16 protein-coding genes and 1 pseudogene are annotated in these 22,248 nt (G+C 48.4%); 15 read left to right on the top strand and 2 right to left on the bottom strand.

Features of this window, described 5'->3' with window-relative positions:
• The first annotated feature begins 7 nt into the window (after positions 1 to 7).
• Positions 8 to 2,137, top strand: a complete 2,130-nt coding sequence (locus MJB10_RS14305; RefSeq protein ID WP_314795643.1) for a hypothetical protein — start codon at positions 8 to 10, stop codon at positions 2,135 to 2,137.
• A gap of 48 nt (positions 2,138 to 2,185) precedes the next feature.
• On the opposite strand, the gene MJB10_RS14300 is transcribed toward MJB10_RS14305, so the two are convergent.
• Positions 2,186 to 2,758, bottom strand: coding sequence for a beta-class carbonic anhydrase (locus tag MJB10_RS14300; RefSeq protein ID WP_314795641.1), 573 nt, complete (start codon positions 2,756 to 2,758; stop codon positions 2,186 to 2,188).
• Between the two features lie 51 nt (positions 2,759 to 2,809).
• Positions 2,810 to 3,133, bottom strand: coding sequence for an iron-sulfur cluster biosynthesis family protein (locus MJB10_RS14295; protein ID WP_314795639.1), 324 nt, complete (start codon positions 3,131 to 3,133; stop codon positions 2,810 to 2,812).
• A gap of 140 nt (positions 3,134 to 3,273) precedes the next feature.
• On the opposite strand from MJB10_RS14295, the gene MJB10_RS14290 reads away from it, so the two are divergent.
• The 14 genes and pseudogenes from MJB10_RS14290 to MJB10_RS14225 all read left to right on the top strand — a co-directional run bounded on the left by MJB10_RS14290 (position 3,274) and on the right by MJB10_RS14225 (position 22,236).
• The gene (locus MJB10_RS14290; RefSeq protein ID WP_314795637.1) at positions 3,274 to 4,794 is read left to right on the top strand and encodes a carboxypeptidase M32; all 1,521 of its coding nucleotides are present in this window, start codon (positions 3,274 to 3,276) and stop codon (positions 4,792 to 4,794) included.
• 128 nt (positions 4,795 to 4,922) lie between these two features.
• On the top strand, positions 4,923 to 5,933 hold the full coding sequence (locus tag MJB10_RS14285) for an ABC transporter substrate-binding protein (protein WP_314795635.1): 1,011 nt from the start codon (positions 4,923 to 4,925) through the stop codon (positions 5,931 to 5,933).
• A gap of 54 nt (positions 5,934 to 5,987) precedes the next feature.
• A complete protein-coding gene (locus MJB10_RS14280) occupies positions 5,988 to 6,767 on the top strand; it encodes an ABC transporter ATP-binding protein (protein WP_314805627.1) in 780 nt (259 codons plus the stop codon).
• Positions 6,754 to 7,596 carry an ABC transporter permease gene (locus tag MJB10_RS14275; RefSeq protein ID WP_314795633.1) on the top strand — a complete coding sequence of 281 codons (843 nt, stop codon included), beginning with the start codon at positions 6,754 to 6,756 and terminating at the stop codon, positions 7,594 to 7,596. Before MJB10_RS14280 ends, MJB10_RS14275 begins: the two co-directional genes overlap by 14 nt.
• Before the next feature lie 77 nt (positions 7,597 to 7,673).
• Complete coding sequence (locus tag MJB10_RS14270; protein ID WP_314795630.1) at positions 7,674 to 8,633, top strand: aromatic acid exporter family protein; 960 nt, start codon at positions 7,674 to 7,676, stop codon at positions 8,631 to 8,633.
• A 114-nt stretch (positions 8,634 to 8,747) separates the two neighbouring features.
• Positions 8,748 to 9,314, top strand: a complete 567-nt coding sequence (locus tag MJB10_RS14265) for an outer spore coat protein CotE (RefSeq protein ID WP_314795629.1) — start codon at positions 8,748 to 8,750, stop codon at positions 9,312 to 9,314.
• 183 nt (positions 9,315 to 9,497) lie between these two features.
• On the top strand, positions 9,498 to 10,952 hold the full coding sequence (locus tag MJB10_RS14260; protein ID WP_314795628.1) for a putative amidoligase domain-containing protein: 1,455 nt from the start codon (positions 9,498 to 9,500) through the stop codon (positions 10,950 to 10,952).
• Positions 10,953 to 11,270: 318 nt separating this feature from the next.
• The gene (gene mutS / locus MJB10_RS14255; RefSeq protein ID WP_314795625.1) at positions 11,271 to 13,889 is read left to right on the top strand and encodes a DNA mismatch repair protein MutS; all 2,619 of its coding nucleotides are present in this window, start codon (positions 11,271 to 11,273) and stop codon (positions 13,887 to 13,889) included.
• 55 nt (positions 13,890 to 13,944) lie between these two features.
• Positions 13,945 to 15,384 carry a S41 family peptidase gene (locus MJB10_RS14250; RefSeq protein WP_314795624.1) on the top strand — a complete coding sequence of 480 codons (1,440 nt, stop codon included), beginning with the start codon at positions 13,945 to 13,947 and terminating at the stop codon, positions 15,382 to 15,384.
• 4 nt (positions 15,385 to 15,388) lie between these two features.
• Positions 15,389 to 17,382: pseudogene (gene mutL, locus MJB10_RS14245) on the top strand (DNA mismatch repair endonuclease MutL).
• A 4-nt stretch (positions 17,383 to 17,386) separates the two neighbouring features.
• A complete protein-coding gene (locus MJB10_RS14240) occupies positions 17,387 to 18,163 on the top strand; it encodes a class I SAM-dependent methyltransferase (protein ID WP_314795623.1) in 777 nt (258 codons plus the stop codon).
• Positions 18,157 to 19,125: a tRNA (adenosine(37)-N6)-dimethylallyltransferase MiaA gene (gene miaA / locus MJB10_RS14235; protein WP_314795621.1), complete on the top strand. Its 969-nt coding sequence runs from the start codon at positions 18,157 to 18,159 to the stop codon at positions 19,123 to 19,125. The genes MJB10_RS14240 and miaA overlap by 7 nt, the downstream gene beginning before the upstream one ends.
• Positions 19,126 to 19,315: 190 nt before the next feature.
• A complete protein-coding gene (gene hfq / locus MJB10_RS14230) occupies positions 19,316 to 19,555 on the top strand; it encodes an RNA chaperone Hfq (protein WP_314795619.1) in 240 nt (79 codons plus the stop codon).
• A 155-nt stretch (positions 19,556 to 19,710) separates the two neighbouring features.
• On the top strand, positions 19,711 to 22,236 hold the full coding sequence (locus tag MJB10_RS14225; protein ID WP_314795618.1) for a transglycosylase domain-containing protein: 2,526 nt from the start codon (positions 19,711 to 19,713) through the stop codon (positions 22,234 to 22,236).
• Positions 22,237 to 22,248: the final 12 nt, after the last annotated feature.

The following is a 22,248-nucleotide window of genomic DNA, read 5'->3' as shown; positions in this document are numbered from 1 at the left end:
ACTACCTGTGAATCAACCACGTAAGATGAAACGCCTGCTCAGCCGTTCGGCTTTGCTTCTAACCGCTGCAAGCTTCTTAACACTTCCACTAGCTACATCAGCATTTGCTGGGAAAGAGGGCGTGTTCCTAAGCGACTCCGTTTATTTCACACTCGATAAAGTTGCTCTGTTGTCAGGCTCCGACGAAGGTTCACTTCGTTTCTCACTTGGACTCAACAACAATAGCCGATCCACTGTGGATTTCAACAATTACGGCGTGAAAGTCATTGATGCCAATGGTGTTACCTATACAGCTAAATTGAATGAGAAGGTAACAGCACGTGTCAAAGCGGGTGAGACGGGGACATTCAAATTTACTTCTGCCATTCCAAACAATCTATCACCTGCTGATCTAAAAGTTGATATTTTCCAATGGAATTATAACGATATGTCGGATATTGGCGCGCTTTCGGTCGAATCCGCGATGGTGGAAGCGGGACAAACCTTAAAGCCGCAAGCCGTACTCAATTTGCAAGAAATTGATAGCAATTTATCTGACAATGCCTTAGTATCCACACAGTTAGGTCAAAGCTACAAAGTGTACAAAGACGGGGTATGGATGGTCTATACCGATCTTATCCTTGAAAATCAAAGCGATGCGAGCTTGAAGCTGCCTGACGGGCTTGAGCTAAACTTCGCTGACGGCAAAGGGTTGACCTATGGTGCACAATTCGTCGCGAGCGTCGGTACGTTGCTGCCTGCTCAGCCTGTGAAAGTGACTGTGCAAGGCGCTGTTCCAGCGAACGTGGATACGAGCAAACTGTCCTTATTATTTTCGCCAAAAGGGAAAGTGAAAACGACGGTTCTCGGCACCTTGAACACAGCCAAATCTTTTGCGATCGCTGAGATTGGCGACAAAGTTGCTTATCCCAATAAAGATGCAAGTACGGAGCCGAATGGACTTCAGATTACAACATCTTGGTCTGCGGTTAACAAACAGTCGGATGGCCTTCACGTGCAAGCGAATGTAACCTTGACGAATACGAGTGAGGGGATCGCGACGATTCCTACACTAACAGCAGAATTCCAAGGTGTGCGTACGAATGTTGCTGTAACAACAAGTGACAATGCAGTTCGTTCCTCTTATTTATCACAAAATGAGTCGACGACGTTCCATTTCCAAGGGATTTTGCCGGCATCGATCTCCACAGACGCTTTGCAGCTTGTGGTTCTTGAGAAACAAGCAGCAGCGGCAACTACGGGTACACAAGGTACAGCGGGCGCTGGTAACACAGGTGCAAATGCAAACAGCAATGCTTCCGTGTTGCCAGTCGCTGTCATATCCTTATCAAGTGCTGGTGTAGGCGGCGTAGCTACGTCTTACGCGGCTGCACAAGATTATAAAATTGGTGATAAATTACCAGTAAACGCGAATACGAGCCTTGATTCCAATGTGGACTTTTCCCTTGTTGAACTAGGTATGAGCGAGAATTCCGATTTTGGGTATAAAACGATTGTCGCGAAGTACAAGCTCACGAATAAAGGTACCTCGACATTGGCTTTGCCAGATTTCCAATCCGATCTGACGAATGAAAATGGCTACATTTACTCAGGCGTTCGTCAAACGAATGTCGCGAAAAACATTGCGCCGAATACGAGCTACGTGCTTAGCTACTCGTACTTGGTGCCGGGTCTAGAGCAAGCGGATAAGCTAGCGCTTAATCTGTATGATACGAACCGATTGGCTGTCGGCTCTTACAAAACAGCCGTTCAATCCGTTCCGTCATCAGGACCGATCTCTGTGTATCCGTTCACGATTAACTTCGATGATTATACGTTGAGCTCAACGTATAATCGTGATACGTCCTACGGATATCGTCTGCGTTTAGATCTAGACGTTGTGCGTCAAGCACAAGTCATTACGGATGCGAACTTCTCGACGCTTGCGTTCGAGATCGTTGACTCTGAAGGGCGTCTGCTCACATCGAAATCGATGACCTTCACAGGACAGCAGAAGATCATGTCTGGCGTGCAATACATTGATTTTGGCAATGTGAAATCCGAACAATTGAATTCGGGTAACAAAATTAACATTTATGAAGTTGTAGCAACGCCGAACGGCGATGCGAAGCGTTTGCTCAAAACGATCACACCGTAATTGAGAACAAAAAAAATGGCTGTCCGCGATGGACAGCCATTTGTATTTTTATTCAGCTTTAGCATCATAGCCAGAATCGACCAGATCCAAGCGCCCTGTCTCAGGATCAATGATAAGTCCATGGACAGGAAGGTTCTTAGGAAGCAGCGGATGATTGCGAATAATATTTACACTTTTCTCAATTCCTTCACGCACATGATTAAACCCAGTTAACCAGCGATTGAGGTCGATGCCTGCATGGCCCAACGTATCAATGACCTCGTCGGAGACGCCTCTTGCTTTGACTTTCTCAATGACATTATCGGAATTAAGTCCTGTCATCCCGCAATCGTAATGACCGATCACGAACACTTCGTCAGCTTCCAACTGATATACAGCCACGATGATACTCCGCATCAAGCTTCCGAAAGGGTGCGAAATGATCGCGCCGGCATTTTTAAGAATTTTCGCATCACCATTATGTAAATTCATGGCTTTCGGAAGTAGTTCAACGAGCCTCGTATCCATACAAGTAACAACGACCATACGCTTGTCTGGAAATTTGGTCGTCAAAAACTCTTGATACTGCTTCGTTTCTACGAACTCTTTGTTGTAATCTAAAATCTCGTTAATCAATGACATGGTTATCCCTCCAAGTGAATTGATAGACTGCTTGTCTATGTATGTGCAGCTTTATCGTTTATCGACTAAGCTCATACCCGCGTTGTAAATCTGATTATTACTCTTCAGTATATAAGATTTCGTTGCTTCATGGTAGTCGATTTTCATGTTTTCCTCGAAAAAAATTTCATCCTTCGCCTTATAGATCAGTGGGAAAGCGTTGGTTTCAGCCGTAGCATCTTCCTTAGAAGCTTCAGGGACAAGCCACAAGGTAGGGACACCGTTGACGGAACAGCCGCAGCCTTCTGTATCAAAAACGAGCTTCAAAAGCGTATTGTTATTCGCAGTGAATGGTGTAAGACGTTCTAAGGCAGTATCTGTAAAAGTGATATACATCGGGAGCAGCTCCTTTAAAGTAAATGAAACTCAGCAAATCGATGAGGCTTTATTCATTCTATCATACTTAGGCAAGAATTTGATTCTAGTCGAGGGAGGAAGTATGATAAATAATGAAACATTTGGGAGGAGTTGAGCTCATGACTGTAGCCGTGGAGCAAGGAAAGCTGGAAGCGTTCAAAGCTTATGTCCGCAAAATGAAGCAGTACGAAGAAGCCATCTCATTGATTTATTGGGATATGCGGACAGGGGCCCCGAAGAAAGGGATCGAAACACGTTCCGAGGTCGTCGGAGAGCTGTCCACAGAAGTATTTCGGATGTCAACGTCAGATGAAATGGGGGACTATGTCACTTATTTTATGCAACCAGCGTTACTTGCGCAATTGGACCCGATTTCACGCAAAATGGTGGAAGAATGCAAAAAAGACTATGATCGCAGCAAAAAAATTCCTGCCGAAAAATACCAAGCCTATGTCGTGCTAACCTCTCAGGCGGAATCTGCTTGGGAAGGCGCGAAGCATAATTCGGATTGGGGTTCATTTCAACCGTATTTAGAGAAAATCGTCGCCACCACACAAGAATTCATCGAGCTTTGGGGCTATGAAGGCCATAAATATAACACCTTGTTAGATATGTACGAGCCTGGCATGACCGTGGAGAAATTAGATGAAGTGTTCGGTTCTCTGCGGGAAAAAGCAGTTCCACTTTTGCAACGCATCGCGGCGTCACCGAATCAACCGAATCGCTCCTTTTTGAAGCAGCAATTCGATATCGGCAAGCAGAAGCAGTTCTCGCTGTCCATCCTGAAGCAGATGCAATACGACTTCGAAGCAGGCCGGTTGGACGAAACCGTGCACCCATTCGCAACGGCGCTGAACCCTGGCGATGTGCGGATTACGACACGTTATTTGCCAGATGACATCACATCGGCGCTTTTCGGAACGATTCATGAAGGCGGACACGCCCTCTATGAGCAAAATATTTCAACGGATCTCGTCGGCACGAATCTCTGTTCAGGAACCTCGATGGGTATTCATGAGTCCCAGTCCCGCTTCTGGGAAAATGTGATCGGACGCAGCCAAGCGTTCTGGCAACGCTACTATGGTGAGCTTCAATCAACTTTTGCTGGGCAAATTGATGATGTAGGCGTCGATGATTTCTACCGCGCGATCAATCATATCGAGCCATCCTTGATCCGAATTGAAGCGGATGAATTAACGTATAACTTACATATCATGATTCGCTATGAGCTGGAAAAAGGGTTATTCAGCGGCACCCTAGCCGTCGCAGATTTGCCTGCGGCATGGAATGCCAAATATGAGGAATATTTGGGTGTCACACCTGCGAATGACGGCGAGGGCGTCCTGCAGGACGTTCACTGGTCGGGCGGCGCTTTCGGGTACTTCCCGTCTTATGCGCTTGGGAATATGTACGCGGCGCAATTCACGAACACGCTGCGCAAGGAGCTGCCGAACTTCGACAACTTGATCGCGGAGGGCAACCTCGCACCGATCAAAGCATGGTTAACCGAGAAGGTGTATCAACATGGCAAATTGTTGACACCGAACGAAATTATCCGAAAAGTTACAGGCGAAGCGTTGAACCCAGATTATTTGGTAGCGTATTTGGAAGACAAATATGCCAAGGTTTACGGTATTTAATTTAGTATCCAGCTGTCAAGCTAGACATCTGCGGGCCTCCCTCACGGGGGGCCTGTTGTCGTTTCACGGGCACCTACATCTGGGCTCCTGCATAGGATACTGTACATGATGAACTGGAGGGACGTCCTATGAGGAGTCGTAAGAAATGGGGATTCGCCTTATCCGCAGTGCTGCTGCTTAGCTTAATTGCTTCAGCCTGCGGAACGAAAACGGAAGTAACAACGAAAGTACGCATTGGCGAGGTGACGCGTTCCTTGTTTTATGCGCCGCAATATGTGGCGTTATCGCAAGGATTTTTCAAGGATGAAGGACTGGATGTGGAATTGACAACGACGCCTGGCGGAGACAAAACGATGACCGCACTTCTCTCGAACGCAATCGATGTCGCTTTGGTCGGTTCGGAAACGTCCATTTATGTGTCACAACAAGGCTCGGACGATCCTGTCATTAATTTTGCGCAGCTGACCCAAACCGACGGTACATTCTTGGTTGCCCGCAATAAGGTTGAAAATTTTGATTGGAATATGCTGAAGGGGAAAGTGTTCTTGGGCCAAAGGAAGGGCGGCATGCCGCAAATGGCTGGCGAATTCACATTGAAGAAGCATAACATTGATCCGCAGAAGGATTTGCAGCTGATTCAGAATATTGAGTTCGCGAATATCGTCACGGCCTACGCTTCAGGAACAGGGGAATTTGTGCAGTTGTTTGAACCGCAAGCGTCCATCATCGAAAAAGAAGGCAAAGGCTTCGTGCTCGCCTCCTTCGGTGTAGAAAGCGGACATTTACCTTATACCGTCTTTATGGCGAAGCAAAGCTACATGAAGGCCAATGCTGGCACGATTCAGAAGTTCACGAATGCGATTCAGCGAGCTCAGAAGTGGGTAGCAGCCAAGAGTGTAGATGAAATTACGGATGCGGTACTGCCTTATTTTAAAGATATCGATGTCTCGATTGTGAAAAATGTTGTGAAACGCTACAAGGAGCAAGGCTCCTACGCAACGGACGGGATTGTCGATGAAGCGGAATGGAACAACTTGTTAGATGTGATGTCATCTGCTGGTGAGCTGAAAGAGCGAGTGGCGTGGAGTAAACTTGTGAACAATTCCTACGCTGAGAAAGCGAAAGCGAGCGTAAAATAAAGCATCATGAATGATCTAGGAGATCCCGCTTCGATGCGTGAAGGAGGCTTTGCCATGGAAACCGCTGTGCGCGTGCAGGATGTGACGCAGGTGTATGTGACGGAGGAGCGCGCTACGCTTGCTCTGCAGAACATTACATTTGAGTTGAAAAAAGGGGAATTCGTCAGCTTTATTGGGCCCAGTGGTTGTGGCAAAACAACCCTTCTCTCGATCATCGCGGGACTTCTTCCGCCTACCAAAGGTGAAGTCACCGTGTCGAATCAACTAGTGAGATCACCTTCAACGAAAGTGGGCTATATGCTTCAGCAAGACTACTTGTTCCCTTGGCGAACAATAGCGGATAACGCGAGTATGGGACTGGAAATTGCCGGCATGTTGACGAATGAGAGCAGGCAAAGGTCGCTGTATTTACTAGAAGAGATGGGGCTTCTCCCTTTCAAAGATTATTACCCTGCCCAGCTTTCGGGAGGGATGCGCCAGCGTGTCGCACTCGTTCGAACGTTGGCCGCAGAGCCAGAGTTGCTGCTGCTGGATGAACCCTTTTCCGCGTTAGATTATCAAACGAAATTGCAATTAGAAGAGCTAGTCGTCGAGACGCTTCGGGCAAAGCAGAAAACAGCCATTTTAGTCACACATGACATTGGTGAAGCCATCGCGATGAGCGATCGGATCTTCGTCCTAGCACCGAATCCAGGTCGTGTTCGTCAAACATTCGAAATCCCAGCAGCGATTCGAGCTGCGGTGCCTTTGGAAGCAAGGGAGCTGCCCCAATTCCATCGGCTTTTTCGGGAAATTTGGCAAGAGTTTGGAGGCGCTGGGCATGGAGAATCGTGAAATAAGACCACAAGGGCATTTAGAGTCGGAAGAGTCACTGCAACGCGAGGTCCATGCCAGCTACCTTTTCGCATTGAAGAAGGAAACGAGATGGGTCAGATTGCTTCAAGCCGCGCTATTGCTCGGATTTCTAGGTCTTTGGGAATTGGCATCCCGCTTGAAGTGGATTGACGTGCTCCTGTTTAGCTATCCGACGAAAGTATTTCGATTATTATGGGAAAAACTGGTGGATGGTACGCTGCTGCCACATGTCACCGTAACCATTGAGGAAACGATCATCGGCTTCATCCTGGGAACCCTTTTCGGAACAGCGCTTGCGGTAATGATCTGGTGGTCACCATTTCTATCAAGAGTGCTAGATCCTTATATTGTCGTCATTAACAGCATGCCGAAGGTCGCATTAGGACCCGTATTTATCGTCGGATTCGGGCCAGGGTTACTATCCATTATTGCCACAACCTTATCGATTACCGTTATTATTACGACACTCGTCGTGTACGGCAGCTTCAAGGAAGTAGACCCGAACTATGTCAAGGTTGTACGGCTTTATGGCGGCAATCAGCGAACCGTTTTCCTAAAAGCAATTCTACCCGCTTCTTTCCCCGCCATTGTATCCACATTAAAAGTGAACGTAGGTTTAGCATGGATCGGCGTGATCGTTGGAGAATTTCTGGTGTCTCAGAAGGGGCTGGGATACTTAATCATATATGGCTTTCAGGTGTTTAATTTTACATTGGTCATTTCAACGTTATTCGTCATTGCGCTTGTAGCAACGGTTATGTATCAGCTTGTAGCTATGCTGGAAAAGAAACTAACCAAGCATCGTTAAAGATAGAAAAGCTTGCCACCATGTAGACAAAATGAAATAATGAGCCCATAGATGAACCTGATAGAGGTGAAAAAGCTATGGGCTTTCGTGTGATCAAAACAGCCATTGCGGTCATAATTGCTATGTATTTAGCGTATGTATTAGGGGTTCATACCCCCGCTGCTGCGGGACTGCTTGCCATTCTAGGCATTGAAGTGACGAAAAGAAAAGGCATTCTGAGCGCTCTGCATCGTATTGCAGCTTCGATCTTAGCTCTGCTCATTAGCTCTGTATTATTTATGCTGCTTGGCTTTCATATTTGGGTGGCTGGCCTTTTCGTTCTAATCGTATTTCCAATTCTCGTCCGACTGCGAATTACGGAAGGTGCCGTCACAGGTGCGGTTGTGATGTTTCATCTATATGCGTACGAATCAGCGACTTTCGCCTCCGTATGGAATGAATTATTACTCCTTCTAATTGGGTTAGGTTCTGCGACCGCCATTAATATTGCTTATATGCCAAAGGCGGATGCGCAGCTTTTGGCTCATAAACAAAAGATTGAGCAATTATTCTCCGATATTTTCGTCAACATTGCTCAGCATCTTCGAGACAGTACAATCGTATGGGATGGGAAAGAGATTTTAGAGGTAAGTGAGGAAATCGAGCGCGGCGCAAGTCTAGCCAAACGTTCCATGGAGAATACGCTGCTATTCGGAGGAGATCCGTATTGGCGCGTGTATTTCTTCATGCGGGGAGAGCAATTGGAATCCATTCATCGCATGTTGGATTTGGTTGCCGGCGTTTATCAAACTTTGCCTCAAGGTGAATGGGTGGCAGCGATCTTCGAAGATATTAGCCAATCTGTGAAGGAAGACTATTATACGGGAGAAGCAGAGAAAGAATTAGAAGAGCTTAATACCCGTTACAAAAGGATGCCGCTGCCGGAAAGCCGCGAAGAATTCGAAGTGCGATCAGCGATTAGACAGCTTAAACGCGAGTTAATGCACTATTTAGCCATCGCCAAAAAGCAGAAAAAACACCGTCCAGAAGCGGGTTGACTCTGACAGAAATCCCTATTTTTGAAGCTCAAAAATAATATAAAATAATTGTCACTCTAGACTACTGTCCTGCATACAATTGTAATGAATGATTGTATGGAGGAGGTTGAAAGGATGTCATTAGATAAAGATTTGCAGTGCAGAGAGATCATTACAAAGGCTGTCTGCGGTAAAGGTCGCAAATTTTCTCAAGTAAGTCATACCGTGACTCCGCCTTATTCTCCAACCAGTATTTTGGGCGCTTGGATTATTAATAACCAATTCGAGGCAGTCCATTCTGGAGAGGGCGTAGAGGTAGTTGGTACTTACGATATCAACATCTGGTATTCTTACGATCGAAACACAAAAACAGACGTAGCCAAAGAAACTGTATCGTATGTAGAAATTGTCGGACTCAGTTACTTAGACAAAAAACATAAGTCGACGACAGCCGAAGTATCAGCTGTTGCGACCCAAGAGCCTAACTGCGTAGAGGCCAGCGTGACTTCGAGCGGCAACAGCGTCAGTATTCGAGTGGAACGTGAGTATCAAGTCGAACTCGTTGCCGAAACGAAAGTCTGTGTAGTCGTTTGCACCAACGGCTGCAATGACTTCGACGACAAGCACGTGGATTTCGATGACAGCGGCGAAGGCGATTTCGAGGATCTGGACGCCGATCTGATCGAGGATGAACTGGATTAAGGGAGCTTTCTGAAATTCGATACTTGATTTCGGAAAGTCTCCTAAGGAACTTTATACGCTAGTGTATGCGGGCGAACGAAGTTCGGCAGAGGGCATTTGCCCTCTTTTTTGTTGTATTCACACATTTGGGCGTTTTAGGGATAAGTGGTTACGTGTTGATAAAGTAATGTGGAGGCTGATTGCATGGAAACCTTCTTCCTGCACGGACAGGAACAAGAGGTGATAGCATTAACCGAACGCATCCAGATCCCAAGCGGGACTCGTTTGCCCGAGGATTGGCAAGGGCAGCGGGTGATTCATTGGGGAACTTCCCATGACGATGTTCCGAATGTCCCTTGTTTACAACCCGTTAAGGCCATACGGCTAGCCCAGAATCGCCGCAAACGGGAGGAAACGCTGGCTCTTCACGGTATCAAAACAGTCTCATCACATGCAGCGAAAACGCATGGTAAAGCGGACGTTCAAACTTTTATCCGCAAATATAAAGTGGCTGTCTTTCATTTGCAAACTTTGCTTGTCTATGAGAAAAAGATGACCCATCTGCTTACGGAGCAATCCCTACAGCAGCAGCGGCAACTGCAGGGAACGGCGGCTTATGCCGAAGTTCAGCCGTCCCAGATGAGCTTTCATGTGCGGAGGGCGAGCCGCGAAGCTGTGAAAGCGATTTACGCTTTAGGGTTGGATTATGGCCTTGTCACGATTGGAATCACACGAGCGGGGCATACGCTCGTACTGGATGTTGAGCCTGTTCCGAGGCTCAATAATAGGCTCATCCAACTCTTCGCACAAGCGATCGATCTCTATGATCAATCGCTTGAGAAAGAGCTGGGCCGCCAAGAGCATGCGATGCTCGGCTGCGATCCAGAGTTCCTGCTGGTGAACCCGCAGGGCAAGGTCGTCTTCGCCGACCGCTTCCTAACGCGGGATGGCGCCGTTGGCTGCGACGCCATCGTACTCAGCGGCCATCGGGTGATTTTGCCGCTGGCGGAGCTGCGGCCGCAGCCAGCCGTAGAGCCGCTGCAGTTGATGCGGAACCTGCGCGTCACGATGGGGCTCGCCGCGCGAAAAATCAGCGACGCGAGCCTGGCGTGGCTCGCAGGCGGCATGCCTGTGCGCGGCTATCCGCTTGGCGGACATCTGCATTTCAGCAGATGCTGGCTGAATTCGCATCTGTTGCGCGCGCTGGATACGTATCTAGCCTTGCCGCTCATCCTGATTGAGGATCTCTCGACGTGCGACCGCCGCCCGAGATACGGCTTCTTAGGCGATTACCGCAAGAAATCGCATGGCGGCTTCGAATACCGCACATTGCCAAGTTGGATAGCTACACCAGAGTTGACCGAAGGAGTATTTACATTAGCTTCGCTGATTGTGAACAACTATTGGCGTTTGCCGAGGCAGCCGCTGCAAGAGCACGATGTACAAGCGGCTTATTACCGCGGCGAAAAACACAAATTGCTGAGCATCGTCCACAGTTTGTGGCGGGATTTGGAGCAGCTCAGAGGGTATGAGCTCCATCAGAACGTGCTCGACCGTCTGAAGTCCCAGCTCCTCTCCATGACATCTTGGAAGGAAACAGTGGATATCCGCATTGCATGGAGAATGACAAAGGTGGAACCTTTGGTGGTCCATACCTGAGTTCGTGCTGATGTGCCGAGCCTCCCAAAATGGGCGTCTCAGCAGCGAAAATCGCACAAAGCAGCCAAACTTCCAGCTGAGCCTCCCGAAACGGGAGTCTCAGCATCACTTCGCGCCCCCACCTGCGACGAGCCTCCCAAAATAGGCGTCTCAGCAGCGAACCCATCCCCAATCTCAACATCCCTGAACTTGGCAGACATGCCACAACGTGAAGTTATCTAGCATTACGCTCTCTACTACATTATAATAGAGTATCTATAGAGTACTAGAATTAGCGTGTGTTCGAACACGTGAAATATGAGGTTGGAGGAAATGTAAGTGGCCACATATACGCCGATGATTCAGCAATACTTGGCCGTGAAGGCGCAGGTCCCGGATGCTTTTTTATTTTTTCGTCTGGGCGATTTCTATGAAATGTTTTTTGATGATGCAATCAACGCTTCGAGAGAGTTAGAGATTACGTTAACAGGCCGCGAGGGCGGAGGCGCAGAGAAAATACCGATGTGTGGCGTGCCTCATCATGCGGCAGAAAATTATATGTCCCGTCTCATCGAGAAAGGGTACAAAGTCGCCATTTGCGAGCAAGTGGAAGATCCAGCTGAAGCGAAGGGCGTTGTTCGCCGTGAGATTGTGCGGATTGTAACCCCTGGAACAGTCATGGACAGCAAACTTCTAGGTGATTCAAGTAATAACTACATCGTTTCCTTGGTGGGGCAGGATCAGGGATACGCTTTTACAGCCTGCGACATTTCAACAGGTGAACTTTACGCGACACAGCTGCCGCCTTCTTGGGAGCTCGTGCTGGATGAGCTGAACGTCTACAACCCATCTGAAATCATTACTAGTGAATCTCTGCTAACTACGATCCGTGAAACAGGCGCGGCATGGGGACGTAACATGGTACTCACGGAATGGACACAAGCGGACGAGGGGCTGTTGGATGAGCATTTTGCAGAGGATGAAGCTTTGTCATCGCTGTCCGACCTATCACGACAAGGCGTAGCCCTGCTGCTGGCCTATTTAAAAGAAACGCAAAAACGAGCACTCACCCATGTGAAGCATATTCGCATCTATGAGCCAGATCAGTTCATGACGATGGATCCATTCACGCGTCGCAACTTGGAGCTCGTTGAGACCGTTCGAGAACGTGCGAAAAAAGGATCCTTGTTGTGGCTACTGGACAAAACCGTTACCGCCATGGGCGCGCGCATGCTGCGCCGCTGGATTGAGAAACCGCTTATGAACGTTTCACGCATTGAAGAGCGTTTGGAAGCGGTCAATCTGCTCTATAACCAGCTCATCGTACGAGAAGATGTCAAACTTGCGTTGAAAGAAGTATACGACTTGGAGCGGTTGGTTGCTCGTATTTCCTACGGCAACGCCAATGCACGCGATATGATCGCGTTGAAGCATTCGTTGCAACAAGTTCCGATGCTCCAGCAGCTTTGTGCAAACTCAGGCTCGGAGACACTTAAGAAGCTCGTCGCGAATATGGATGTCTGTGATGATGTCATGTCCTGGATTGCGAACGCGATCGAGGACGAGCCCCCAGTCTCCATTCGCGACGGGGGGATGATCCGAGAGGGCTATCAGCCTTATCTGGATCAACTGCGCGAAGCGAGCAAGAATGGGAAGCAATGGATTGCGGAGTTGGAGCGTCAAGAGCGCGAAGCGACGGGCATTAAGTCGCTCAAAATCGGCTACAACAAGGTATTCGGTTATTTTATCGAGGTCACCAAGGCGAACATGTCGGCTCTTCAAGAAGGCCGCTATGAGCGCAAACAAACGCTCGCGAATGCCGAGCGATATGTCACGCCAGAGCTCAAAGAAAAAGAAGCGCTCATTCTGGAAGCGCAAGATAAAATGATCGACCTGGAATATGAGCTGTTTACGGAGCTTCGCGACCGTATTTCACAGCATATTTCCAGATTACAGAAGCTAGCGGAGGTCATTGCCACCGCCGATGTGTACCAATCGCTGGCGACCGTCAGCGCGGCGCAGCATTTCCGCAAGCCAGAAGTCGGAACAGGCTTCGATCTTCATATCGAAGACGGCCGACATCCCGTCGTGGAGGCTGTCATTCAAGACGGCTCGTTCATTGCGAATGAGACGAACCTCAGTCAAGAAAATGGCCGCATCCTGCTCATTACCGGGCCGAATATGGCCGGTAAGAGTACATATATGCGGCAAGTCGCCGTGATCTGCCTCATGGCGCAGATCGGCTGCTTCGTGCCCGCGAGTTCCGCGCGTATCCCAGTCACAGACCGGATCTTCACGCGGATCGGCGCGGCCGATGACCTCATCGGCGGGCAAAGCACATTCATGGTCGAGATGATGGATATCCAGATCATGACTGAGAAGGCGACCAGTCGAAGCCTTGTCATCATTGATGAGCTGGGTCGCGGAACCTCGACGGGTGAAGGGATGGCGATCGCGCAAGCCGTCATCGAGTTCCTACACGATCGGATAGGCTGCAAGACGCTCGTATCCACGCATTTCCATGAGCTCGCGCATCTAGAAGAGAGCCTTGCCCATCTGCGCAACTACTGCATGGCTGTGAAAGAAAGCGGCAGGCAGGTTACCTTCCTGCGCAAGCTGATTCCAGGGGCAGCGAGTACGAGCTACGGCATCTACTGTGCCGAGATCGCAGGGCTGCCCGAAGCCATCATTCAGCGTTCGTATACACTGCTGAATGGGTTTGAGAAGGCGGCTGTTCCACAGGCCGCCAAACCCGCAATTATTGCGGAGACTGCGGCTACGCCAATTCGCCAGCTATCCCTCTTCGAAGAGGATAGCCCAGCCGAAGTTGCCGTCAAGAAGAAAGTCGACGGCAAATCGCAACTGGTACTTGACCAGTTGAAGGGCATCGATTTAATTAATATGACGCCGCTGCAGGCGCTTAATCTCGTTTACGAGTGGAAGCAAAAACTGCAATAGCGTGAAGCGATAATTCCCTTTTTTCAACTATTTCTCACCACAAAGGAGATCACATATGTTTGGAACTCGAATCAAAATAAAAGCCCTCAAGGCTTCCATAGCGCTTGTGTCGGCAATGCTGGCGATGATGCCAACAGCAGCAATGGCGCAAGAAGATAGCGTTACCCAACAGGTTCGAGAACTCATTGGAAATTATCATGTGAGCGGCGTAACGGAAGAGTCACTCGCGAATCAGAGCATTGAACAAATGATCAAGGGGCTCAAAGATCCGTATACGGTATTTTTCAGCCAAGAGGATTATGGTCAATTTTCCAATTCGCTGGAGAATAGCTTTGTCGGGATGGGTGCTCGCATCGGGATTGATGACCAAGGTGTGTATCTCACTGAAATTTTTGCGGGATCTCCTGCGGAAATCGCGGGACTTAAGAAAGATGATTACGTACGTGCCATTGACGGCGTTCCAGCTTCCGTCACTTCGATTGATGAGGTGAGGAACAAGATTGTCGGTAAAGAAGGCACGAAAGTGAAAGTAACCATTCTGCGCGGCACACAGGAAATGACCTTCGAAATTACACGTCGTGGCGTCAATGTTCCAGAAGTGTACAGCAGCTCGCTCACAAATGGGGTCGGGTATATCCAAATTACCGATTTCTCCAGTGATGCCGACGAAGATTTCGATAAACAGCTGAAAGCTCTGCAAGCGAAAGGGCTGAAATCATTGATCTTGGATGTGCGTAATAACCCAGGCGGGTTGGTGGATACAGCTCTTAATATCGCGAAGCATTTTGTTAAGGAAGGCACACTTATTCATACGCGTGATCGCAATGGCGTCGATGATCCTGTACTCATCACTGGCGGGACTACCGTTGATGTTCCTGTCTATATTTTAGCGAATGAGAATAGCGCAAGTGCTTCGGAAGTGTTGTCGGGTGCGCTGCAAGACTATAATGTAGCAAAAGTGATCGGCATGCAGACCTTTGGTAAAGGCAGTGTGCAGCAGATTCTCCCCCTAGATAAGAATAATTCACTGAAATTGACGGTCGAGGAGTACTTGACCCCGAATAAGCGTAAAGTGAATAAAGTTGGGATCACACCTGATCTCAAAGTGGATGGACCTTCTGCGCAATTTATTGCTGCCCTGCATGAGACAGGGATCGCGGATATTCGCGTGAACTTAACTAAACACGGCGCGACGTTTAACGGCGTTGATTTGGGATTCGGTTTTGGAAGCTTCCGGGAAGATGGGCAATGGTACGTTTCAACGCGTGGTTTAGCGGCGCTTATTGATGCGAAAATCACGTGGAACGACACGAATCACTCTGTTGTCATAACGGATGCGAACGGTGCGAAGGAATTTCCAGTTGAAAAAGGGAAACTCATCATTGATTATGGGACTAGCTATATCAATCTTGATCTGTTTGCCTCCTATTTCCCGCAGTTACACGTGACATCTCAAGGCGATATGGCAAGCATTCAGGCTACAAAGGGGAACTAGTTCAATGGGCAAAATTCAGCTCTTAAGCGAGCATATTGCGAACCAAATTGCAGCAGGTGAAGTGGTGGAGCGGCCTTCATCAGTCGTGAAAGAGCTGGTGGAGAACTCCGTCGATGCGGGCAGCACCCGAATTGACGTAACCATTGAAGAAGGCGGCTTAGCCTTGATTCGTGTGCTCGATAACGGCTCAGGGATGGCAATCGAGGATTGTGAACTTGCTTTTCAGCGTCATGCCACGAGTAAAATTGCGACCAGCAAAGACCTCTTTTCTATCAGTACCCTTGGTTTTCGGGGGAGGCACTGCCGAGTATCGCGTCCGTCTCCCGTTTGGACTGTGTAACGAGTTCCACGAACGATGGTCTTGCGCGTAAAATCTCCATCGAAGGCGGTACGATTCGGGGTGTGGAGGAAACGGCGGCCTCACGCGGTACAGAGGTGACAGTCAGAGATTTATTTTATAATACGCCAGCTCGATTAAAATATATGAAAACGATCCAGACCGAGCTCGGTCATATTTCAGATTATATGTATCGTCTTGCGCTAGCTCATCCCGGCATTGGCTTTACGTTAAAACATAACGGCAACACGCTGCTCCAAACATTGGGCAACGGCGACCTCTTACAAGTCATCGCGGGCATCTATGGCACCGCGATTGCCAAACAAATGCTTCCACTCCAAGTGGAAAGCTTGGATTACACCATCTCGGGCTTCGTGGCGAAGCCCGAAATGACCCGCGCGAACCGCGGCGGTATCTCGACCATTGTGAATGGTCGATACGTGCGTAACTTCGCGCTGAACCAAGCCTTGCTGCAGGGATATCACACCCTGCTGCCAATCAACCGCTATCCCGTTGCAGCGTTGCACATCGGGATGGATCCGTCCTTGGTGGATGTGAACGTCCATCCATCCAAGCTCGAAGTCCGCTTCAGTAAGGAAGCGGAGTTAACGGCGTTGATTGAAGCCGAGGTAAAACGGCTTTTTGGCAGACAAGTGCTGATTCCGCAGGGAATCAAGCCGTCTGAGCCCAAGGGCGCCTACGTGCAAGAGCAAATGGAACTCTCACGTACGGTTGAAACGCCAGCTCCGCGCAAAGAGAATCGCGGCGGCGAGCTGGAAGCTGAATTTTATAAGGATCACCAGGAAGATAAAACGGATAAAGTGAAAAGTACCCAGATGAAATTAAATGCTGAGTGGTCTTCCCATATCAAAGAGCGAGCCCCAGAGTATCGGGAACCCGCTCGGACACCGATGCCGTCGCCAACTCAAGGTAGCGCACGGCCAACTTCGCCTAGCTACACGCCTACAATCGATGCGCCGAATCGTCAAGTATCCATTCAGCAACAGCGTCGAACGAATGAAGCTTTCATGGATGTGATGCCCTCGAATGAAGAGGGAAGTGCGCCGAAGCTGCCGTCCTTTCCGAGCTTGGATCCCATTGGTCAAATGCATGGTACGTATGTCATTGCACAAAATGAATTGGGCTTATATTTGATCGATCAACATGCGGCGCATGAACGTATTCACTATGAATATTTTTATGAACGTTTTGGCAATCCTGCTGAGGCGAGCCAAGAATTGCTTGTGCCGATTACGTTGGAATTTACCCCTTCGGAAGCGGGTGTGATTACAGATAAGCTGGCGCTTTTCGAACAGGTTGGTGTCTACATGGAAGCCTTCGGCGGCAACACCTTCCTCGTTCGGGCTCACCCGCATTGGTTCCCAGCAGGAGAAGAGAAAGCGATCGTTGAAGAAATGTGCGAGCTGATGATTTCCGATCGCAAAACACTCGATATCTCAAAGCTGCGTGAGAAAGCTTCCATCATGTGCTCATGCAAAGCTTCCATCAAAGCGAATCAAAGTTTGAGCAGACTCGAAATGGAAACGCTGATTGATCGGCTTGCTGGATGTCGAAATCCATATACATGTCCGCATGGACGTCCGATCGTTGTCAGTTTTACGACCTATGAGCTAGAAAAAATGTTTAAGCGAGTGATGTAGCCCTGTGTTAGTAACAACATCGTATAATCCTTCTGCCGAGTTGGTGGCAGAAGCTGCACGACTAGCTGCCCTGTATGGCGGAAGAATCGTGCCCAGGAAGAAGTATTCTTTGGAACATATTAGGAGAAATTATGAAGATGCGACCGTTCTGCTTGTGACGAGAGAAGAGATCAGGTACTATGAAGAAGACTATCCAGCAACTTTTTTCCATCCTAGCATGGCACTTGTCCGAGTCAAACGGATGCAGCGGGGAGAGTCGGATGGATTAATTGCGTCCTCTGGGGCAGCTCCAGGTGACAGCGTTATTGATTGTACAGCAGGTCTAGCCTCGGATGCTATCGTTTTCTCCTATGCGGTGGGCACAGAAGGACACGTAACAGCTCTCGAGAGCGAAGCGATTCCAGCCATGCTGATTCAGGAAGGTTTAGCACAATACGAGTCCGAGATCCCTGAGTTAAATGCCGCGATGCGGCGTATTTCGGTGAAGAGGACTCATCATCTCCCTTATTTGCAGCAATTGGAGGCAAAGAGTGTGGATGTGGTGTATTTTGACCCGATGTTCCGCTCCCCTATCGAGGAGTCTGAGGCGATTTCACATCTTCGCCGCCGCGCCAATGATGAAGCTGTTAGCTTAGCTTCGATCACCGAAGCAAAGCGGGTCGCTCGCAAAAGTATCGTCCTCAAGGAAAATAGAGACAGCTCTGAGTTTGCTCGGTTAGGTTTCGAACACGTATTAAGATCAACGACGAAAACAACGTATGGAGTGATTCGACTGTGTTAGCCCCATCTCCCAAGCCGAAATTACTCGTGCTACTTGGTCCGACCGCTGTCGGCAAAACTAAGCTAAGCTTGGAAATTGCTCAGCGCTTCAATTGTGAAATTATTTCTGGCGACTCCATGCAGGTATATCGTGGCATGGATATCGGTACAGCGAAAGCAAGCGAAGCCGAGCAGAAGCTCGTCCCGCACCATTTGATTGACATTCACGATCCATCCTATCCCTTCTCTGCTGCAGAGTTTCAAGAACGAGTCAAAGCGTTGATCAAGGACATTCATTCACGCGGCAAACTCCCTTTTATCGTTGGGGGCACAGGCCTGTATATCGAATCTGTGTGTTACGACTATCAGTTCACGGATGTGAGCATGGACGAGGAGTTCCGTCAAGCGCAGGAGTTTTACGCCGATCAGCATGGGGAAGAAGCGTTGCATGCCAAGCTGCGTGACATTGATCCAGAAAGCGCAGATCGCCTGCATGCGAACGACCGAAGACGTGTGATTCGAGCCTTGGAAATCTATCATATTTCGGGCGAAACGATGACCGATCATTTGGCCGCCCAGAAAAAAGAGTCTCCTTACGAACTATGTATCATTGGGCTCACGATGGACCGGGCCTTACTATATCAGCGCATTGAAGAGCGAATCGATGCGATGATGGATGAAGGACTCGTAGAAGAGGTCCAATCGATCTTGGCGAGCGGCTGTCCGAAACAGGCCATTTCCATGCAAGCCTTGGGCTATAAGGAAATCGTCAGCTACCTGGAAGGCGAGCTTACCTTGGATGCGGCTGTCACCTTGCTCAAGCGGGATACACGCCGTTTTGCCAAACGTCAATTGTCCTGGTTTCGGCATATGAAGGACATCCAATGGGTAGATGTTACGGATCTTGCAAATTTTTCTGCCCATTTCGAAATGATTAGTGATATACTAGCAGGAAAGTTTGTACATAAAATCGAATATAATTAACAAATATCACCAATGATAAAAACTTCTATCGAAGTCATTTCGAAGACGAGCGACCGCGTTTAGAGGTTGTTTTTATCGCCAATAGGAAAGTTTGTTACGCACTTTAGCGCTTAACAAAGGTAAACTTTCCTATGTGGTAGAAAATAGCGCCGTCTGGCGAAAGTTTCATTCCATTGAGGGGGACATACTGATGAACCGATCCATTAACATTCAGGACAATTTTCTAAATCAGCTGCGCAAAGAAAGCATTCCCGTTACGGTTTATTTAACGAATGGCTTTCAAATCAGAGGACTTATTCGTGCATTTGACAACTTTACGATCATCATTGACAGCGAAGGCCGTCAGCAAATGGTGTACAAGCATGCGATTTCAACGTTCACACCACAACGTGCTGTTTCATTAATGGCGGCTACCGAATCAGCGGAGTAGTCCTTGATTTATTCATTTTGCAACTTTTAATGGACTGAAACGTCTAACAGAATAGAAACTTTTGGGAGCAACCTTGCATAAAGGTTGTTCTTTTGTTGAGGTTTCTTCCTTTTTCGAACAAACAGGGAGATTGAAATGTAAGGGAGTTGGTGAAGATGGATAAACCTACTAGAAAACAATCCACACCGCAAACCAAACCGAATGAACCAAGAAAGGGCAATAATAAAGGCCCTAAGAAGAAGGGCTTCAATGCTCGCAAGCTCATTATGGGCTCCATTATTGCCGCTATGGTTGCGGTGATCTGTGCGATGGCGATTTATATCGTCGTTATTATGAGCGGCTTCAAAATTTTGGACGCGAATATCGATAAGATCGATAGTACGACGGAGTCGACTCTTATTTATGCACAGGAAGAAGGGAAAGATAAACCTGCAACCGAAATTTCCAAAATATATAAAGGTGAAAATCGCGAAAGCGTCAATATCAAGGATGTGCCTGAGCGGTTGAAGCAAGCTTTTATCGCGACAGAGGACCGTCGCTTTAACGAGCATTCAGGTGTAGATCTTCGTGCAATCGGGCGTGCGCTTGTGACGGATATCGTGCATATGAGCGCAGTGGAAGGCGGCAGTACCATAACTCAGCAACTGGCCAAAAACGTGTTCTTGAGCTCTGAGAAGACAGCGTTCCGTAAAGGAACGGAGATGTCAATCGCGTTTGCCTTGGATGAACGGTTTACGAAGGATGAGATTCTGGAGAAATATCTAAATCGCATTTACTTCGGGAGCAACTCTTACGGTATTAAAGCAGCAGCCAAAGTCTATTTCGGAAAATCGAACTTGAACGATTTGAAGGTATGGGAAATCGCTACGCTAGCTGCGCTGCCGAAGGCGCCTTCGCGCTATTCACCGCTCACGCATCCCGATCTTTCTAAAGAACGGCGTGCGGTCGTCTTGCGGTTGATGACGGATCAAGGCTATATTACGGAGGCGGAGCGCGCGGAGGCTGCATCCGTTGACTATGTGCCGCCAGCGTCAGCAAGTCAGACAACGAAGGAATATGCGTCGTTCGTCGATTATGTGGTGGATGAAGCGGAAGAGATGTACGGTATCGAAGAAGATGAGCTGCTAACCAAAGGCTATCGCATCTACACGACGATGAATATCAAAGCGCAAAAGGTAATGGAGCAAACCTATGCGAATGCGAGCTTTTTCCAAAAAGATGCGTCAGATGGGCAGAAAATCCAAAGCTCCATGGTTATCTTGGATAATAAAACAGGCGGTTTAATGGCGCTGATCGGCGGTCGTGATTACAAAACGAAAGGGTTTAGCCGTGTCTATGCCAAGCGTCAGCCAGGCTCTTCTTTTAAACCCATTGCGGTATACGGACCTGCTCTAGAGAGTGGGAATTATAATCCATACTCCATGCTGGATGACACACAGACGTCGTTCGGCAACGGCACGTATACACCGCAAAACTATGATCGACAAACCCATGGTCAAGTAACGATGTTCGAAGCCGTGAAAAAATCATACAATTTGGCGCCCGTGTGGTTGCTGGATCAAATCGGTGTGAAAACAGGCGTGGATTTTGCAACGAAAAAGCTTGGTGTTACACTGAATGAGGCCAAGGATAAAAATTTAGCCATTGCATTAGGCGGTTTAACGGATGGCGTGTCGCCATTGCAAATGGCTAGAGCGTACACGGCTTTTGCGAATCAAGGTTCACAAAATAAAACGCATGCAATACTAAGAATTACCGATGCGCAAGGGAAAGAAATTGTTGCTTACAAGGCAGAGAAAAAGCAAGTGATCCAACCGCAAACCGCCTACTATATGACCTTGCTCCTGCAAGGTGTCGTAGAAACGGGCGGTACTGGGGTCAAAGCGAAGTTCAACCGACCTGTTGCGGGTAAAACGGGATCAACAGGGCTAGATATTAAAGGGATTGAGCAGTATGACCGCGATGTCTGGTTCGTTGGCTATACGCCAGAATGGACAGCGGCTGTGTGGGAAGGCTTCGATAAAGTCGATTCCAAGCACTATGTGACTGTTGGAAGCGGAAGCACGGCAGCTATTTTCAAAGAGGTCATGTCCAAATCATTAGAAGGAAAACCCGTTACCAATTTCGTGAAGCCTTCGAATGTGCCGGATTTGACGGAACCGCCTAGCGGCATTTCGGATGTAACGGCCGTCTATGTGCCCGAAACGAAATTAGTGAAAATTGGCTGGACATCGCTTGGCGATAAAGTTGGGTACCAATTGTATCGCAAAGCGTCCACAGAGGCCGAGGCGAAGATGATCGTTCAAACGCCGAAGGCTCAAATTGAGGATACAACGGTAAACCCGGGCGAATCCTATCAGTACTACGTGGTACCGATTAATTTGGATAACAATACGCAAGGTGTGAAGTCTAACGTAGCAGCTGTTGAAATTCCGAAGGATACGACACAGCCAAATGGTAGCCCAATGCCATCGCCGGTGATTTCGCCTTCCCCTTCGCCTGGTAATGGTAAAGAACCGATACCTTCACCAAGCGGCAAGCCTGTTCCATCGCCAAGTGTAACGACCAAGCCCGGTGCAGAAACGAGTCCAAGTCCATCGCCTTCGACAAGTCCCAAACCAAGTCCAACCCCGCAACCTGGAGTGAAGACGAATGAGGAGCAGCCGAAGAACGGTGGCTAAAGAAACAATTTA

The organism is Paenibacillus sp. MBLB1832, assembly GCF_032271945.1.
In the GTDB taxonomy this organism is placed as follows: domain Bacteria; phylum Bacillota; class Bacilli; order Paenibacillales; family NBRC-103111; genus Paenibacillus_E; species Paenibacillus_E roseopurpureus.
Note: the sequence above shows the minus strand (reverse complement) of the source record. Positions and strands in the feature narration are given on the sequence as shown.

Excerpts from the sequence above, each read along its gene's own strand:
- MJB10_RS14300 (WP_314795641.1), bottom strand. The coding sequence starts at position 2,758 with ATGTCATTGATTAACGAGATTTTAGATTACAACAAAGAGTTCGTAGAA.
- MJB10_RS14295 (WP_314795639.1), bottom strand. The coding sequence starts at position 3,133 with ATGTATATCACTTTTACAGATACTGCCTTAGAACGTCTTACACCATTC.
- MJB10_RS14290 (WP_314795637.1), top strand. The coding sequence starts at position 3,274 with ATGACTGTAGCCGTGGAGCAAGGAAAGCTGGAAGCGTTCAAAGCTTAT.
- MJB10_RS14285 (WP_314795635.1), top strand. The coding sequence starts at position 4,923 with ATGAGGAGTCGTAAGAAATGGGGATTCGCCTTATCCGCAGTGCTGCTG.
- MJB10_RS14280 (WP_314805627.1), top strand. The coding sequence starts at position 5,988 with ATGGAAACCGCTGTGCGCGTGCAGGATGTGACGCAGGTGTATGTGACG.
- MJB10_RS14275 (WP_314795633.1), top strand. The coding sequence starts at position 6,754 with ATGGAGAATCGTGAAATAAGACCACAAGGGCATTTAGAGTCGGAAGAG.
- MJB10_RS14270 (WP_314795630.1), top strand. The coding sequence starts at position 7,674 with ATGGGCTTTCGTGTGATCAAAACAGCCATTGCGGTCATAATTGCTATG.
- MJB10_RS14265 (WP_314795629.1), top strand. The coding sequence starts at position 8,748 with ATGTCATTAGATAAAGATTTGCAGTGCAGAGAGATCATTACAAAGGCT.
- MJB10_RS14260 (WP_314795628.1), top strand. The coding sequence starts at position 9,498 with ATGGAAACCTTCTTCCTGCACGGACAGGAACAAGAGGTGATAGCATTA.
- MJB10_RS14250 (WP_314795624.1), top strand. The coding sequence starts at position 13,945 with ATGTTTGGAACTCGAATCAAAATAAAAGCCCTCAAGGCTTCCATAGCG.
- hfq (WP_314795619.1), top strand. The coding sequence starts at position 19,316 with ATGAACCGATCCATTAACATTCAGGACAATTTTCTAAATCAGCTGCGC.
- MJB10_RS14225 (WP_314795618.1), top strand. The coding sequence starts at position 19,711 with ATGGATAAACCTACTAGAAAACAATCCACACCGCAAACCAAACCGAAT.